Source organism: Aerococcus sp. HMSC23C02 (genome assembly GCF_001806805.1).
In the GTDB taxonomy this organism is placed as follows: domain Bacteria; phylum Bacillota; class Bacilli; order Lactobacillales; family Aerococcaceae; genus Aerococcus; species Aerococcus sanguinicola.
The window spans coordinates 386447-402267 of the sequence record NZ_KV786060.1 but is presented as its reverse complement, the minus strand read 5'-3'; the positions used below and the strand labels follow the sequence as shown (position 1 = coordinate 402267).

12 protein-coding genes and 1 pseudogene are annotated in these 15821 nt (G+C 46.8%); 8 read left to right on the top strand and 5 right to left on the bottom strand.

Annotated elements, in window-relative coordinates; translation table 11 throughout:
- Nucleotides 1–233: 233 nt before the first annotated feature.
- Both HMPREF3090_RS08550 and nadE read left to right on the top strand, forming a co-directional pair.
- A complete protein-coding gene (locus tag HMPREF3090_RS08550) occupies nt 234–1712 on the top strand; it encodes a nicotinate phosphoribosyltransferase (protein ID WP_067974497.1) in 1479 nt (492 codons plus the stop codon).
- Entirely contained in the window at nt 1712–2539 is an 828-nt protein-coding gene (gene nadE, locus HMPREF3090_RS08545) for an ammonia-dependent NAD(+) synthetase (RefSeq protein WP_067974501.1), read from the top strand. Before HMPREF3090_RS08550 ends, nadE begins: the two co-directional genes overlap by 1 nt.
- 93 nt (nt 2540–2632) lie before the next feature.
- On the opposite strand, the gene HMPREF3090_RS08540 is transcribed toward nadE, so the two are convergent.
- From HMPREF3090_RS08540 to malQ, 4 genes are all read right to left on the bottom strand, one after another.
- Nucleotides 2633–3019 carry a DUF3021 domain-containing protein gene (locus HMPREF3090_RS08540; RefSeq protein ID WP_067974504.1) on the bottom strand — a complete coding sequence of 129 codons (387 nt, stop codon included), beginning with the start codon at nt 3017–3019 and terminating at the stop codon, nt 2633–2635.
- A 14-nt stretch (nt 3020–3033) separates the two neighbouring features.
- Nucleotides 3034–3498: a LytTR family DNA-binding domain-containing protein gene (locus HMPREF3090_RS08535; RefSeq protein ID WP_067974508.1), complete on the bottom strand. Its 465-nt coding sequence runs from the start codon at nt 3496–3498 to the stop codon at nt 3034–3036.
- Between the two features lie 333 nt (nt 3499–3831).
- Complete coding sequence (locus HMPREF3090_RS08530) at nt 3832–6099, bottom strand: glycogen/starch/alpha-glucan phosphorylase (protein ID WP_067974512.1); 2268 nt, start codon at nt 6097–6099, stop codon at nt 3832–3834.
- A 1-nt stretch (nt 6100) separates the two neighbouring features.
- Nucleotides 6101–7636 carry a 4-alpha-glucanotransferase gene (gene malQ, locus HMPREF3090_RS08525; protein ID WP_067974515.1) on the bottom strand — a complete coding sequence of 512 codons (1536 nt, stop codon included), beginning with the start codon at nt 7634–7636 and terminating at the stop codon, nt 6101–6103.
- Nucleotides 7637–7750: 114 nt separating this feature from the next.
- Here malQ and HMPREF3090_RS08520 point away from each other — a divergent pair, with 114 nt between their 5' ends.
- The 3 genes and pseudogenes from HMPREF3090_RS08520 to HMPREF3090_RS08510 all read left to right on the top strand — a co-directional run bounded on the left by HMPREF3090_RS08520 (nt 7751) and on the right by HMPREF3090_RS08510 (nt 11760).
- Nucleotides 7751–8755 carry a LacI family DNA-binding transcriptional regulator gene (locus HMPREF3090_RS08520; RefSeq protein ID WP_067974518.1) on the top strand — a complete coding sequence of 335 codons (1005 nt, stop codon included), beginning with the start codon at nt 7751–7753 and terminating at the stop codon, nt 8753–8755.
- A 430-nt stretch (nt 8756–9185) separates the two neighbouring features.
- Nucleotides 9186–10841 (top strand): annotated as a pseudogene (locus tag HMPREF3090_RS08515) (PTS transporter subunit IIBC); the annotation flags it as partial.
- Between the two features lie 94 nt (nt 10842–10935).
- Nucleotides 10936–11760: an endonuclease/exonuclease/phosphatase family protein gene (locus HMPREF3090_RS08510; protein WP_168140268.1), complete on the top strand. Its 825-nt coding sequence runs from the start codon at nt 10936–10938 to the stop codon at nt 11758–11760.
- A 59-nt stretch (nt 11761–11819) separates the two neighbouring features.
- Here the strand turns inward: HMPREF3090_RS08510 and rpiB are convergent, their stop codons facing one another.
- Nucleotides 11820–12266 (bottom strand): ribose 5-phosphate isomerase B, encoded by a 447-nt coding sequence (gene rpiB / locus HMPREF3090_RS08505; RefSeq protein ID WP_067974525.1) that lies wholly within the window; start codon nt 12264–12266, stop codon nt 11820–11822.
- A gap of 196 nt (nt 12267–12462) precedes the next feature.
- On the opposite strand from rpiB, the gene HMPREF3090_RS08500 reads away from it, so the two are divergent.
- The 3 genes from HMPREF3090_RS08500 (at nt 12463) to HMPREF3090_RS08490 (ending at nt 15567) form a co-directional block, all read left to right on the top strand.
- Nucleotides 12463–14001, top strand: coding sequence for a glycosyltransferase family 39 protein (locus tag HMPREF3090_RS08500; RefSeq protein ID WP_158444754.1), 1539 nt, complete (start codon nt 12463–12465; stop codon nt 13999–14001).
- 81 nt (nt 14002–14082) lie between these two features.
- Nucleotides 14083–14907 carry a pur operon repressor gene (gene purR, locus HMPREF3090_RS08495; RefSeq protein ID WP_070486459.1) on the top strand — a complete coding sequence of 275 codons (825 nt, stop codon included), beginning with the start codon at nt 14083–14085 and terminating at the stop codon, nt 14905–14907.
- A 387-nt stretch (nt 14908–15294) separates the two neighbouring features.
- Nucleotides 15295–15567, top strand: a complete 273-nt coding sequence (locus tag HMPREF3090_RS08490) for a hypothetical protein (protein WP_067974537.1) — start codon at nt 15295–15297, stop codon at nt 15565–15567.
- The last annotated feature ends 254 nt before the right edge of the window (nt 15568–15821 follow it).

The window sequence follows — 15821 nt, the reverse complement described above, 5'->3', positions numbered from 1 at the left end:
GCTCGAGCCGGTGCCATGGCTTTTTAACGATCAACTTCAAAGCGGAACGAATGCTCACCAACGCGTTTTGGGAAAAAAACTTAAGAAAGAGCCTGGACTTGTGTCTCCGGCTCTTTCTTTTTTCTGTTTTTTGATTTTTATAAGCTAGCTAGATAGCTTAGGATTGGCTTTTTTGCGACAAAGTTAGGGTGAAGTGTTATAATGATAGAAAAATGACAAACAGAGGTGCCCTTATGAATTATCCAGATGACAGTTTAACCCTACATACTGACCTCTATGAGATCAATATGATGAAGACCTATTGGGAAAGTGGCAAGGCTGAACAGTTTGGGGTTTTTGAAATTTATTTCCGTAAGAATCCCTTCAATAATGGTTATGCTATCTTTGCGGGTCTGGAACGGGTGATCGATTATATTAAGAATTTACGCTTTACTGATTCAGATATCGCTTATTTAAGGGAGACAGTAAACTACCCTGATGCCTTCTTAGATTACTTAAAGGACTACCGCTTTCAAGCGACAGTCCGGTCCATGGTGGAAGGGGAGCTCTGCTTCGCCAATGAACCGCTGATTCAGATAGAGGGGCGCTTGGTGGATTGCCAATTAGTAGAAACCGCGCTCTTAAATATTGTGAACTTCCAAACCCTGATTGCAACCAAGGCTGCTCGCATCCGTACGGTTTGTGGTGACGATGGCCTGGCAGAGTTCGGTGCACGCCGGGCTCAAGAGATGGATGCTTCAGTTTGGGGGGCACGGGCTGCTTATATTGGCGGCTTTGATTCGACTTCTAATGTTCGGGCAGGCAAGACCCTAGGCGTTCCTATCTCAGGGACCCATGCCCATGCTATGGTTCAATCCTTCCAGAGCGATTATGAGGCCTTCAAGGCTTATGCCCAATCCCACAAGGACTGCGTATTCTTAGTGGATACCTATGATGTGATGAATTCTGGCGTCCCAGCGGCAATTCGTGTGGCCGATGAGATGGGCGATCAGATTAACTTTATTGGGGTTCGCTTGGATAGTGGGGACTTGACCTATCAATCCAAACGTGTCCGGACCATGCTCGATGCAGCAGGTTATGAAGATGCCATCATCGTCGCCTCCAATGACTTAGATGAAAAGACCATCCTTAACTTGAAGATGCAGGGGGCTAAGATTGATTCTTGGGGTGTCGGAACGAAGTTAATTACTTCCTTCGATCAAGCTGCTCTCGGGGCTGTTTACAAGCTCTGCTCCATGGAAGATGAAAATGGTAATTTGATTCCTACTATGAAGATCTCAAGCTCACCTGAAAAAACCACTACCCCAGGTGACAAGCAGGTTTGGCGCATTACACGCAATTCAGATGGTAAGTCGGAAGGGGATTATGTCGCGCTTAAACACGAACGCCCCGACCAATTGGATGAGCTCTTTATGTTCCATCCTACCTATCCTTATATCAATAAAACCGTCGTTGACTATACAGCGCGTCCGCTCTTGCAGACGATTTTTGACAAGGGGGAATTGGTCTATGACCAGCCTGAATTAGATGAGATAAAAGATTATACCAAAGGACGGCTAGACTCACTGTGGGATGAGTATAAGCGGATTTTGAACCCAGAGCAGTATCCGGTTGACCTCTCCCAAGAACTTTACGATTTGAAGATGAACAGCATTAAAGAGATTAAAGCCAAGATTAAAGCAGATATAGAGGCAGGTAAAGGAGGAGCATAATGCGTCCATTACAAGCACATATTATCGACCAGCTTTGTGTTAAGCCAAGCATTGATGTGGAGGCAGAGATCCGTCAATCAATTGACTTTATTAAGGCTTATTTTAAAAAGCATCCTTTTTTCAAGACCCTAGTTCTAGGGATTAGCGGGGGCCAAGATTCGACCTTAGTGGGCCGGCTCTGCCAGCTAGCCATGGAAGAATTGCGCGAAGAGACGGGCCGGCAAGACCTTCGCTTCATTGCAGTCCGCCTTCCTTACGGCCAACAGTTGGACGAGGATGATGCCCAGAAGGCTTTGGATTTTATCCAGGCTGACCAGGTGTTGACCGTCAATATTAAGCCAGCTGTGGATGCCCAAGTTGAGGCTCTCGAAGCAGCAGGGCTTGAGATCACGGACTTCAATAAGGGGAACATCAAGGCTCGCCAGCGGATGATTAGCCAATTCGCCATTGCTGGAGCTGATAAGGGGATTGTAGCCGGTTCTGACCATGCGGCTGAAGCAGTCACAGGTTTTTATACCAAGTTCGGTGATGGGGCAGCGGATATCATGCCTATCTGGCGGCTCAACAAACGCCAGGGGGCAGCCTTGCTCCAAGCGCTCGGGGCAGAGCCTCGCCTCTATGAAAAAGTGCCAACCGCAGACTTAGAAGACGATAAACCGGGCCAAGCCGATGAAGAAGCCCTCGGTGTCTCCTACCAGGCCATTGATGACTACCTAGAAGGAAAGGACCTTGCTGAAGCCGATGCTGAACGTATTGAACAACTTTACCAATCTAGCCAGCATAAGCGAGAGCTGCCGGTCAATGTCTATGACCAGTGGTGGCGTTAAAGACTTGTATATTAGAAATTAATTTATCGATAGAAGAACCCCTGCCAGGCGATCTTTAAGCCTAGCAGGGGTTCTCGTCTTTTTAGCTGTGTCTTATGATTTGTCGATTCTCTGATTGATTGCTTTAATTTGTTTGCTATAGTAGAAGTAGTAGCCTAGGGCAATGAGGAGAAAAATCAAGCTAAATTGTAGGCTAGCCGAGAGAATGATGTCCCAAGTCAGAGGGAACCAGTGATTCCATGCGGCTAGGCCGAGGAAGGTTAGCAGGCTTAAAGCCAGGTGGAAGAAGCCGGCTAAGAGGGGGCTGAGCTTGTCAATTTGGTAGAGGACAGAGCCGCCACCGCAGACGCAACCGACCAGGCTCCAGCTGATTAACATTTTAAGATAAACGGGGGAGGAAGTATAGATGGCACCCATGACAGCAAAGATAACCATACTGATAAAGATTCCTTGTAAGCTTCGATGAATAAATTCTTTCATAGTGGGGGCTCCTTTCATAAGCCAAGTTTTTCTTTAAACTGCTGGAGAAAACGACGGCTGATTAGAATTTTTTTCTGGTTACTGAGCTGGGCGTACATGTTACCAGAAAAGGCCAATTCTAAACTTTGAATGGCGTCTAGACGGACCAAGCTATAGCGGCTCGCCCGCAGGTAATCGCCCTTTGGCAAGAGACTTTCTAGCTTCTTTAGGCTGAGTCGGCAAGGATAGGTCTTATCCTTGGTCCAGATCGTTAGTTCTCCTTGGTTGATTTCTGCATAGAGGATGTCAGGGATGGCTAATACTTGGTAAGTGTCTTGGCTCTTGATCGTCAAGCGGTCAGTCTGCTGCTGGCCTTCTAGCTGGTAGAGCAGGTCAGAAGTTCGGTCTAGCCATTGACTATCAGAGGCGCGTAAAATTACTTGGTGTTTATCTTCGTCTTGGTCAAGGATACGCTGGATGACCAGTTTTTCTACTGTCATAGAAGTTCTCCTCCTTTCTGACCTTAGTATAGGCTAGAAGAGGCAAAAAGTCGTCCCGTTTTAGACGAGCGGTTGTTTTTAAGTCGTGAGTGGTAAAAAGGCCATAATAAAATCCCCCAGATTCACTCCGTTCTGGGGGATTTGTTGTGTTTTAGGCTTTGGCTTGGCGTCTTGCTCCAGTCATTCAAGTCTGGGTGCAACTGCTTACACCCTGTGCAGTCGGGTTCGACTTGGCAGACTCGGAGGGATTTCACAAGTCAGAAACGAGCGAATGCTTCGCTCTTATTCTGACTTGCTCCAATCATCCGAGTCTAACCGCCAAGTCTCACACCCTTAGATTTTCCAGATGTCTTGGTTGTAGTCTTGGATGGTGCGGTCGGATGAGAAGTAGCCGGCTTGGGCGATGTTGATGAGGGCTTTTTTGGTCCAACTTTCTTGGTCTTCGTAGTCGGCGTAGACTTTTTCTTTGACGTCGATGAATTCTTCAAGGTCAATGAGGGCCATGAACCAGTCCTTGTACTTGATGTCTTCATGGAGGCGGTAGAGGCGGTCGTGCTGGCCGAGCGCTAGGAGTTCGTCGCTTACAATGAAGTCAACTAAAGGTTTGATGCGTTCACGGTGGTAGTAGTCAGCCAAGTGCCGGTGGTAGTCGCCGGTTTCATACAGCTTGACAATGGTTTCACTGTCTTGACCGAAGATGTAGATGTTGTCTTCACCCACGCGTTCGGCAATCTCAACATTGGCCCCGTCTAGGGTACAAATGGTGAGCGCCCCATTGAGCATGAATTTCATATTGCCGGTCCCGCTGGCTTCTTTAGAGGCCAAGGAAATTTGTTCTGAAATGTCTGCTGCTGTGATGAGCTTCTCGGCGCTAGTCACATTGTAGTTTTCAACCATGATAACTTGGAGGTAAGGGCTCACTTCTGGATCCTTAGCGATTAATTCAGATAAGCAGAGGATCAGATGGATAATGTCCTGGGCAATGGTATAAGCTGGAGCTGCCTTGCCGCCAAATAGGATGGTAATTGGGGTGCTTGGCAGATTCCCGGCTTTAATATCCAAGTATTTGTGGATGATGTAGAGGGCTAGCATCTGCTGGCGTTTGTATTCATGGAGTCGCTTGATTTGGACATCGATAATGGCATTATCGTGTAATTGGACGCCTTGCTGGTCAGACAGGTATTCTTGGAGTTGGAGTTTATTGTGGTGCTTGATCTCTTGGAGGCGTTTCAAGCTATCTGCCTGGTCAATTTCTTTTTCAAAAGCTGTCAAGTCGGCATCCTTATGCCAATCTTGGCCAATCTTTTCATCCAGTAACTGGGTGAGCTCGGGATTGGCTGCCATGATCCAGCGGCGGAAGGAAATACCATTCGTCTTGTTATTAAATTTGTCTGGATAAAGCTCATAGAAAGGCTTGAGCTCAGAATTCTTCAGGATCTCGGTGTGGAGCTTGGCGACGCCGTTAGTTGAGAAGGAGAAGTGGATAGCGATGTGGGCCATATGAGCGCGGTCATCTTGGTCAATAATTTGAACCGCTTCTTTGTCTGGGTAGCGCGATCTAATTTCTTCATCCAATTGACGGATAATCTTGGCAATTTCAGGTACCACTTCGTCAATATAAGCCATGGGCCACTTTTCGAGGGCTTCGGCGAGGATCGTGTGGTTGGTGAAGGCAACGGTCTTTTCAATGACAGCTAGGGCTTCCTTGAATTCAAAACCATGGTATGTGGTTAAGAGGCGGACAAATTCCGGAATAATGAAAGCCGGGTGGGTGTCATTGATTTGAACCACGGCATAGTCATAGAGGTCGTGGAGGTCGCTGCCCTTGGCCTTCGCTTCTTCAATAATCAGTTGAGCAGCATTGGACACCATGAAATATTGTTGGTAGATACGTAAGAGGTTACCCACGTAGTCTGAATCATCTGGGTAGAGGAAGAGGGTCAGGTTTTGCGGGATATTCATCTTATCAAAGTTGATGCTGTCCGCTTCAATAATATCGGAAGTTACGGATTCCAAGTCGAAGAGGCGGAGGCGGTTATGGGCTTTTTGTTCAAAACCTGGAATTTCAATTTCATAGAGGCTGGATTTGAAGTTGAAGTGGCGGAAGGGAATCTCATAAGAGGTCTCTGTCTTCACTAACCAATTCGGATGGTTGAGCCATTCATCAGGCACAGAGGCTTGTTGGTTGTCGCGGAAGACTTGGCGGAAGAGACCGAAGTGATAATTTAAGCCAATCCCGTCGCCATTAATCCCTAAAGAGGCAATGGAATCGAGGAAGCAGGCAGCTAGACGGCCTAGGCCACCATTCCCAAGAGAGGGTTCAGTTTCAGCTTTTTCTACGTCATGGAGTGACTTACCATTGGCCTCAAGGACTTGGCTGACTTCATCATAGAGGCCAAGGTTGATGAGGTTGGTGGTCAGAAGTTTCCCTACTAGGAATTCAGCTGAGATATAGTAGAGCTTCTTCTTCCCTTGGTTGACAGGGGAGTTAATCATTTGTTCTTGAACATAGTCAAGTAGGACCTTATAAGTTTCTGCGTCAGAGAGATTGGCAAGGTCCTTCTTGAAGAGCTCCTTAGCGTGTTGTTCTAATGCGTGCATGTTAGTCTCCTTTGTTTGTAATACTTGTGCCTAACTTAAATTTAGGATTTGCACGGAAGTAGGTTTCCGTTAAGTCTGTCAATTGTTCATAAACATCAGCTGTTAGGGCATCTTCTGCCATGCGCCATTGCCAATTGCAACCGATGGTGGAGGGCGTATTCATCCGAGCGCGGTTGCCCAGATTTAATAAATCCTGCATGGTATAGATCGCGATTTGACTGCTTGAAGCAGCAATTCCCCGGTTGAGGGCATGGGAGGCTGCTTCGCCTTTTCTTCGATTTAAGTAAGCGTCCACTTGATCGCGTTGAGATTGGTTAGCGCTTTCTTCGTACCAACCGCGTGCGGTCTCATTATCGTGGGTTCCTACATAAGCTATTGTATTGGCAGAATAGTGATGTGGCAAGTCTAAACTGTCTGTTTTTCCGTTAAAAGCAAATTGTAAAATTTTCATTCCAGGATAGCCAGTCGCTTCCCGCATTTCAATGACTTCATCGGTCATAAATCCTAAATCTTCAGCAATAATTGCTAGGTCACCAAGGGCGTCCTTTAAGGCTTTGAAGAGCTTTAGACCCGGTCCCTTGGTCCAGTGGCCTGAAGCGGCAGTTTCAGAACCATAAGGCACCTCCCAGAAGGACTCAAAGCCGCGGAAGTGGTCGATGCGAACAATATCGTACATTTCAAAGCTCTTGGCCATGCGCTGGATCCACCATTGGTAGCCCTGGTCAGCCATATAGTCCCAGTCATAAATCGGGTTCCCCCAGTACTGGCCAGTATCTGAGAAATTATCGGGTGGCGTTCCCGCAACGGTCAAGGGATCTTTATTGGCATCCGTTTTGAACATAGCTGGCTGGGTCCACATTTCAACGCTGTCACGGGCCACATAGATGGGCATGTCGCCAATGATCTGGATATGCTTTTGATTGGCGTAGGCCTTGAGAGCTTCCCATTGCTTGAAGAAGAAGTACTGGGTAATCAGGTGGTAGTTATAGCAGTCGGCGTGGTCCCAGCAGAGGGTCTTGACCTGGTCTATTTGATAGGTCCGGTAGGCTTCTGGCCAATCGTACCAGGCCTTTAAGTCGAAAGATTCTTTGACGGTCATGTACTGGCAGAAAGCTTCCAGCCAATCCTGGTTACTTTGGACAAAGTCTTTGAAGTCTCGGCTCTTGTCTTTCTTGTCTTTTTGGAAGGCGGCGACGGCTTTTTCCAGGAGAGGACGGCGGACCCTGAAGATGCGCCCATAGTCCACGACTTCCGGATTCTCAGCAAATGACAGATCTTCGAGATCAGAAGCTTTTAGGTAGCCTGCTTCAACTAAACGGTCGAAGTCGATCAGATGGGTGTTGCCGGCAAAGGCCGAAAAGGATTGGTAGGGGGAGTCCCCGTAACTCGTTGTGGTCAGAGGTAGGATCTGCCAGTAAGATTGCTTGCATGCACTTAAAAAATCGACGAATTCATAGGCAGCCCGGCCGAAACTGCCGATGCCATAGGGGCTGGCTAAGGATGTAATATGTAGTAAAACCCCGCTTGTTCTTTCCATAAAGAAGCCTCCCAATCTAAAATTTTGATAATATGATGGCGTTTACAAACTCATTATAGTAAACTTAGACCATAAGCGCAAACGTTTTCTTAAATAAATAGAAAGGTGCCGAATATGACTGTAACTATTAAAGATATTGCCAAGGCCTCAGGGGTTGCTCCTTCGACGGTCTCTCGGGTGATTGCTGATAACCCAGCTATTAGCCAAGCTACCAAGGAGAAAGTTCGCCAGGTGATGGCTGACCTCCACTACTATCCCAACTACAATGCTCGACGCTTAGCCAGCCGCAAGTCGCGAACGGTAGGGATTGTCCTCCCGGCGGCTAGTGATGCTTTCTACCACAATCCCTTCTTTCCTACGGTTCTCAGAGGGATTAATGAAGCAGCAAGCCAGGCCCAGTATGCTCTCCTCTTATCGACAGGAGAGGGGGACCAGACGCGCTTAGATCATCTTCAGAATATGATCCTTGGTAAGCAAGTGGAAGGGCTCATCTTCCTCTATGCTAGCCGTGAAGATCCTCTCTTGCAATTTGCTCTTAGCCAGGACTGTCCCCTAGTCGTGATCGGTAACCTGCCTGGAATCGATGTGAACCGGGTCGACAATGATAACCCGGCCATCGCCTACCAGGCTACCCGCCACTTAATTAAGCGAGGGGCGAAGAAACTTGCCTTTATTGGTGGCGACCCCAAGCAGCAGTTCGTTAAAGAACGTTTGGCTGGCTTCAGCCAGGCCATGGAAGAGGCCGGTTTAGACCTAGCAGACGGGGCAGTTTATAATGATTTGCCCTTCCTCCAGTCCCCCGGTTATGAGCTAGCGCGTCGAGAACTACTTAAAAAAGACTTTGATGCTTTTGTCTTTGCTGACCAACTATTGGCAGAGGGGGCCTACCAAGCCATGCGGCAGTTAGGCCTTGATCCATCTTGGATGGTAACTTTTAAAGCCTATAGTGATCCGGATTTGGGCCAAATCGAGGGCTATCCCTACTTTGATCTCCACAGCCAGGACTTGGGCTACCAGGCCATGCAGGTACTTCTAGAAGTCCTCGCTCAAGCAGAAGATGCTCACTGTCACCGCTATATCTACCAATGTGTGACGAGTGACTTTATCTCTAACGAGTAGGTGACTTAGGGGAGGCTTGTTTCAGTGAAGGAAAGTTAACCGCGCACCCTCACACCCTTCCTAGTCGGGTTCGGTCGCGCAGAAGCAGCTCCTCTTCACAAAGCCCCGCTGAAGACTTGCAGTCTTCTCTGGGTCTTTGCTCCAGAGGTCCGCTTCTAACCGCGCCCTCACACCCTTATCTAGTCGGGTTCGACTTGGCAAACTCGGAGTGATTTCACAATTAAGAAACGAGCGAATGCTTCGCTCTTATTCTTAATTGCTCCAATCATCCGAGTCTGACCGCCAAGTCTCACACCCTTAATTATGTAATCGTTTTAAAATATACCTTTACAAAAAAATAGGGGAGTGGTATACTTTGCTCGAACAATGAAAACGATTTCGTTAACTTAGCCAAGATTTTAAAATAAGGAGTTGGATGATGATGAACAGTATCAAGAGAATTTTCTCTTTTGATTTTTGGCAACAATTTGGTAAAGCCTTGATGGTTGTCATTGCCGTTATGCCTGCAGCTGGTTTAATGATTAGTATAGGGAAGGCCCTACCATTGATTAATCCTGACTGGGCCTGGTTAATCACGACGAGTGGGGTAATTGAGAATATCGGTTGGGCGATTATTTCCAACCTCCACCTCTTATTTGCTGTGGCAATCGGTGGCTCTTGGGCCAAGGAAAGGGCAGGGGGAGCTTTTGCGGCTGTCACGGCATTTATCCTGATTAACCGGATTACAGGGTCTATCTTTGGGGTGACAACGGATATGTTGCTGGACCCTAGTGGACAAGCGGTGACCCATACCTTGTTTGGACAAGAGATTCCAGTGAATGGTTACTTTGTCAATGTACTCGGTGCTCCAGCCCTTAACTTGGGCGTTTTTGTGGGGATTATTGCGGGTTTCCTCGGTGCTAATGCCTATAACAAGTACTACAACTATCGCAAGCTGCCTGACGCCTTGTCTTTCTTTAATGGGAAACGCTTCGTTCCTTTTATGGTGATTCTTTGGTCAGCTATTGTGTCTATCCTCCTGGCTTTTATTTGGCCGGTGATTCAAACGGGGATCAATTCATTCGGTCAATGGATTGCTAATTCTCAAGATACGGCGCCAGTGCTGGCTCCCTTCCTTTTCGGGACCTTGGAACGTTTACTCTTGCCATTTGGTCTCCACCACATGTTAACGATTCCTATTAACTATACTCAATTGGGCGGGACTTATGAGATTCTTACTGGCGCTCAAGCGGGACAAGAAGTGCTCGGCCAAGACCCTCTCTGGTTGGCCTGGGCTTCTGACCTGATGAACTTACGTCGGGCCGGGGACACCAGCCAAATTCATTATTTGCTCGAAAACTTTGTGCCGGCTCGTTTCAAGGTTGGACAGATGATTGGTTCTATGGGGATTTTGATGGGCTTGACCTTGGCTATGTACCGCAATGTGGATAAGGATAAACGCGACAAGTACAAGTCCATGTTCCTCTCGGCTGCTATTGCGGTCTTCCTGACCGGGGTTACCGAACCCTTGGAATACATGTTTATGTTTGCTGCGATGCCGCTTTACATTGTCTATGCCCTCATCCAAGGGGTGGCCTTTGCCATGGCTGACATTATTAATCTCCGCGTCCATTCTTTCGGGGTGATTGAATTACTGACCCGGACGCCGCTGATCATCAATGCCGGCCTACTAGGGGACCTGGTTAATTTCATTATCTGCTGCCTGGTCTTTGCGGTATTGACCTATTTCATTGCGAGCTTCATGATCAAACGCTTCGGCTATGCTACGCCAGGTCGGATGGGGAACTATGAGAATGCCAACCCAGAAGAGGCTAGCAGTGGGGAAGAAGCTAGTGCGGATCCTAAGGGGTCTGGCGATGCTCAAATTGACCAAGTCATCCGTCTCTTAGGAGGATCAGACAATATCGATAACGTTGATGCCTGCATGACCCGACTGAGAGTATCGGTGAAGGATACGGACTTAGTGGGCTCAGAGAAACAGTGGAAAGACGCTGGGGCGATGGGCCTCATCATCAAGGAACAAGGGGTCCAAGCTGTTTACGGTCCTAAAGCCGACAACCTTAAAAATGATGTTCAAGATGCCTTAGATCGTCATGTTCAGCTCGACGCTATTGATAAAGAATAGAATGCTTAAGGATTGGCTCTGCCAGTCCTTCTGCTCTTGTTAGGAGGAAATCATATTGAAATTACTCAGCCTGAACTGCCACTCCTGGATAGAAGACCAACAAGAAGTAAAAATCAAACAGATCATTGACCATATTGTTCAAGAAGATTATGATTTCATTGCCTTACAGGAAGTCAACCAATGGCGAGAGAGCCCCTTGCTTGACCAAGTGGGGGAGACCTTCTTCCCATGCCAAGACCAGTGCCCCATTCGTGAGGATAATTTTGCCTATGTTTTGGTGAGGGGGTTAGAAGACCAGGGCTTGACGTATTTTTGGGCCTGGGCCTTTAACCACATTGGCTTTGACCGATACGAAGAAGGGGTAGCTCTCTTGTCTAAGCGACCTTTCAGCCCCCAGCGCTGCCTCCTATCATCTGAGGATGAGCCTGGAGACTATCGGACGCGGGCGATGATTTTGGCTGATTTTCCTGACATTGACCTGCAAGTGGCCTCCCTCCACTTATCTTGGTGGTCGGACCAGGTTGAAGAAGGATTCCAATATGAATGGGACCGTATTCGGAAGGCATTTGAAGATTTTCAAAGCCCCAGCTTATTGATGGGGGACTTCAATGCACCGAGCCATATTGAAGGTGAATCCTATAGCCTGATCCAGGCTGCTGGACTGGGGGATGCTTACCATCTAGCCGCTGTTTGCGAGGGCGACTATAGTATGGGCCCAGGGATTGCAGGTTGGTCCGATACCGATCAATCCCAGCGTATTGACTTGATTTTGATGACGGATGATTTTGAAGTTGCTCGTTATCAGAGCCAATTTGACGGGGTTAGGGGGCCGATTGTTTCTGACCATTATGGGATTAGCGCTGTGATTAATCTGCAATAAACATTAAAAACACCCACTGATTTTGACCAGTGGGTGTTTGTTTTGAGAAGCTATTTTGCTTAGTCTTGGGCGTTTTCGATAGCTGCAATTTTGTCGAGGCGTTTTTGGTGGCGGCCACCTTCGTAGTCCGCATCTAACCAAGCGTCAACGATCATGAGGGCGAGACCAGGGCCTACCACTCGAGCACCTAGGCAGAGCACGTTAGCATTGTTGTGGGCCTTAGTTGCTTGGGCAGAGAAGACGTCACCGCAGAGGGCAGCGCGGATGCCTTTTTCTTTGTTGGCTGTGATGGACATGCCGATGCCAGTGCCGCAGATGAGGATGCCGTAGTCCACACGTTCTTCTTGGACAGCGTGGGTCACCGCATGGGCAAAATCAGGATAGTCGACGGACTCACTGCTGTCTGTTCCGTAATTGACTACCTCGATACCGCGTTCTTTTAAGTGGTCGGTAATTAAAGCCTTGAGGTCAACGCCACCATGGTCAGCGCCAATTGCAATTTTCATTTTTGGAAAGCTCCTTTACTGATATAATCTGCTTCTTTTATAACGCACTTTACCTGAAGATGCAAGTTTTTTGCAAGCAAGTAGGAGAATTTCTAATTTTAAAATTTTTTAAAGAAAAAAAGAGGTCGCTAGCTTGAAAACTAGCTATAATAGGTCTATGCTTCTTAGCGAAAATGAAACTAGGGGTGCTGCTTTTGTGAAAAAATTGAGTCAAATTATTTATCAATTATCGATTTCGGGTGTCCAGCTGATTGCCGGCATTTTTTTGCTGGGGATATTGTTCTTGAATAGCCAGTTCAGTGCCCAGGTGGAGGAGTATGGTCGTGAAGTCGTCCGTTTCTATCCGCCGAGTCCGCTTTTTTGGCCCTATATCGGCTTGGTCTTAGTGATCCTCTTAATTGTATACTTATTGAGAGAGCGCCTACGAGCAGAACAGGTCTTTAAGTTTCTAGCTGTGCTTTATCTCATTCTAGGTTTCTATTTGATTTTGAACGGACCGCTTCATTTGCGGGCAGATGCTCGGGCAGTCCATGATGTCAGCAAGATGATGGCTGACCAGAACTATGCCTTTACCATGCTTGGTGCCTATATGTATAACTATCCCTATCAAATGGGCTTGGCCCTCTATGAGCGAATTCTCGGGGCTTTCTCAGACCAGGTGATCCTCCTCTTCGTCGCCAATTTATTCCAGGTTTTAGGGATTAATTACTGTATCTATCGGATCAGTGATCATTATTTTAAGGAAAAACAAGGGATAGTCTTGATGAGCCTCGTCTTGTCCTTTCTATTTATTCCCCAACTCTTCTTTATCCGCTTTGCTTATGGGGAAATTCCTGGCCTTTTCTGCTTGTTAGCAGGTTATTGGGCCCTTATCCAATACGGGGAGAAGAAACACCCGTTCTATTTGATCTTGACCTTTGTCTTCACAGCTCTAGCCCTGATGCTCCGCTTGAATTATTTAATTTGGGTGATTGCTTTAATTCTGGGCCAGATCGTGCTTTTCTTCAAGCAGAGGAATTGGCGCTATCTCCTAGCGGTTGGGGTCTTAGCCCTAAGCATTCCTGTCGGCCAAAAAGCTATTCCAACTTACTATCGCCAGGTTCATGGCTTCGACTTGGGGCCCGGAAGCCCTACTGAGCTGTGGCTGGCCATGGGGACAGATCCTTTGAATACGTCAAAGGCCCCTGGTTGGTATGATGAGAAGGCCCTCAAGCCTTTCCAGCGGACGGGTTTCGACCAAGAGAAGACCAAAGAGATTGGTCGGCAGAGGGTCCAGGCGAATGTTGATTACTTCAAGGAACACCCTGACTATGCCAAGACCTTCTTTGTCCATAAATGGGCAAGTATTTGGGCGGAACCAACTTTCCAAGGTATTTGGTCGGGCCCCCAATTTAAAGAAGATCAACTGACGACAGCTAAGGAGCCCATGCTGTCCCTCTACCGCTTTGGGAAACTATATTTTGCCTCCTTCCACTATATGAAGGGGCTGATTTTCTTGATTTACGGGGGGAGCTTAGTCTTTGTTCTCTTCCTCGTGCGCAAGTATCCCCAAATGACAGTGCTCATTATATTCTTTATTGGCGGGGTCATTTTCCATACCTTCTGGGAGGGCAAGAGCCAGTATGTTTATCCCTATGTCATTCTGCTTGTGCCGCTTCTAGCCGCTAGTTTAGGTCATCTTTTTCAAGCACTGGAAGGGCTCTGGGCCAAAGCTCGGGAAAAATTATTTTCTTAAATCTTAACGAACTTTGTCAGCTTTATGGTAAAATAAGAAGTCCAAACGACGATCATGAGTTGACCGGAAAGGAGGGTTGACATGAAACTTAATCGAAGCCACCGCTTAATTGCGATGACCCACTATTTACTTGCCCATCCCCACACCCTAGTCTCTTTGTCATATTTTGTGGACCGTTTTCAATCGGCGCGTTCTTCCATATCTGAGGATATCTCTATCTTAAAGAAGGAATTTCCAAATTCGAATATCGGAAGCATTGAAACGGTTGCTGGTGCGAGCGGTGGGGTCATTTTTCGTCCGAGCATTGCTCCAGACCAGGCCCTGGAGAGAGTCCAAGCCCTCTGCCAGGAGCTGACGGATAATGATCGCATCCTGCCGGGAGGTTATTTCTACCTGACCGATATTCTGGGAGATCCGGACCACTTACGGCTGATCGGGCAAATTATTGCCAGTCGCTATCGGGAAGCTGGTGCGACAGCTATTATGACCATTGCTACCAAGGGCGTTCCGCTCGCCCAGGCTGTCTCCATGTATTTAAATATCCCCTTCGTTATGGTACGCCGGGATTCTAAAGTGACAGAGGGAGCAACGGTATCGATCAACTATGCTAGCCAAGGCCAGAGCCGGGTTGAAAAAATGGAACTCACCAAGAACAGCTTAGGAGAAGGCGAGAAAGTCTTAATTATTGATGACTTCTTGAATGGTGGTGGCACAATCACCGGAATGTTAAGTATGACTAAAGAATTCAATGCGACCTGTGTTGGCATCTGTGTCCTCGCTGAGGTTCAGAACCCTGACCGCGAAGTAGCATTCGACTACCAGTCCCTGATGCAAGTGGTGAAATCACAAGATAACACCCAGTTGGTAGAAGTCCTTCCAGGGGGCATCTTTGATGACCATGACTAAATAGACAGAAACTCCTGAGTCTTAGATACTGAGGAGTTTTATTTTTGAATGCTTTTCTCTAGCTAAATCGATTAGGATGGCTTATAGTAGCTTGTAGGATAGACTTTTTCAAAGTGTATAAAAATGGCCCAGGGATCAAATAAGAAGCCTGATTTGATCCCTTTCTTTTCTTCTTCCCGCCTAGGCGGGGGGGATCCTTATAAGAATGAACAATGGGGATTTAAAATATTTTTTCTTCCCGCACATGCGGGGGTGATCCCTGTTAATCCTAAAGCGACAACGGTGGCTAAAACTTCTTCCCGCACAAGCGGGGGTCACTCTGGCACCTTATTATCCTAAAATGAATTACCTTAGTAATAATTATTTTTAAAGGAGTGAAGCTATATAATGCCAACAATCTATAAATCAACTTATGAATTGGATCCGTCCATTGGCTCACTCTTTATTGAGTTTACTAATAATACTAGTGGAGAATTTGGGGAATATGAAATTCCTGAAGATACGCCGTGTATGATTCAACGATTAATTGGAGATTCTGGGGAGGATAACTGGATTGAAATTATTAATCCAGAAGAGTTTTTAACCAATCCTTTCTTTGATGATTTTACTGTTAATCAATACAATATAAAACAATTGATTAAAGCATCGAAAATTGATTAAGGGAGGGGCGACTTTTGTTTCGTATTTTACGAAATGCTCTAATATTTTTTATTCCCGTACAAGCAGAGATGATATATATATATTTAAGCGGATCTCTGATCTAATCTGAAGAAAGGAAGCACACTTATGTACTTGCACTATGCTATTTTTACTCCATCAGCTGGCCAGTTCGCTATTGAATTTCCTGACTTGGAGGGTGCCTTTTCGTGCAAGCAGAGCTAATCTCAAGAAAAGAATATCATTCGGAAAAAATG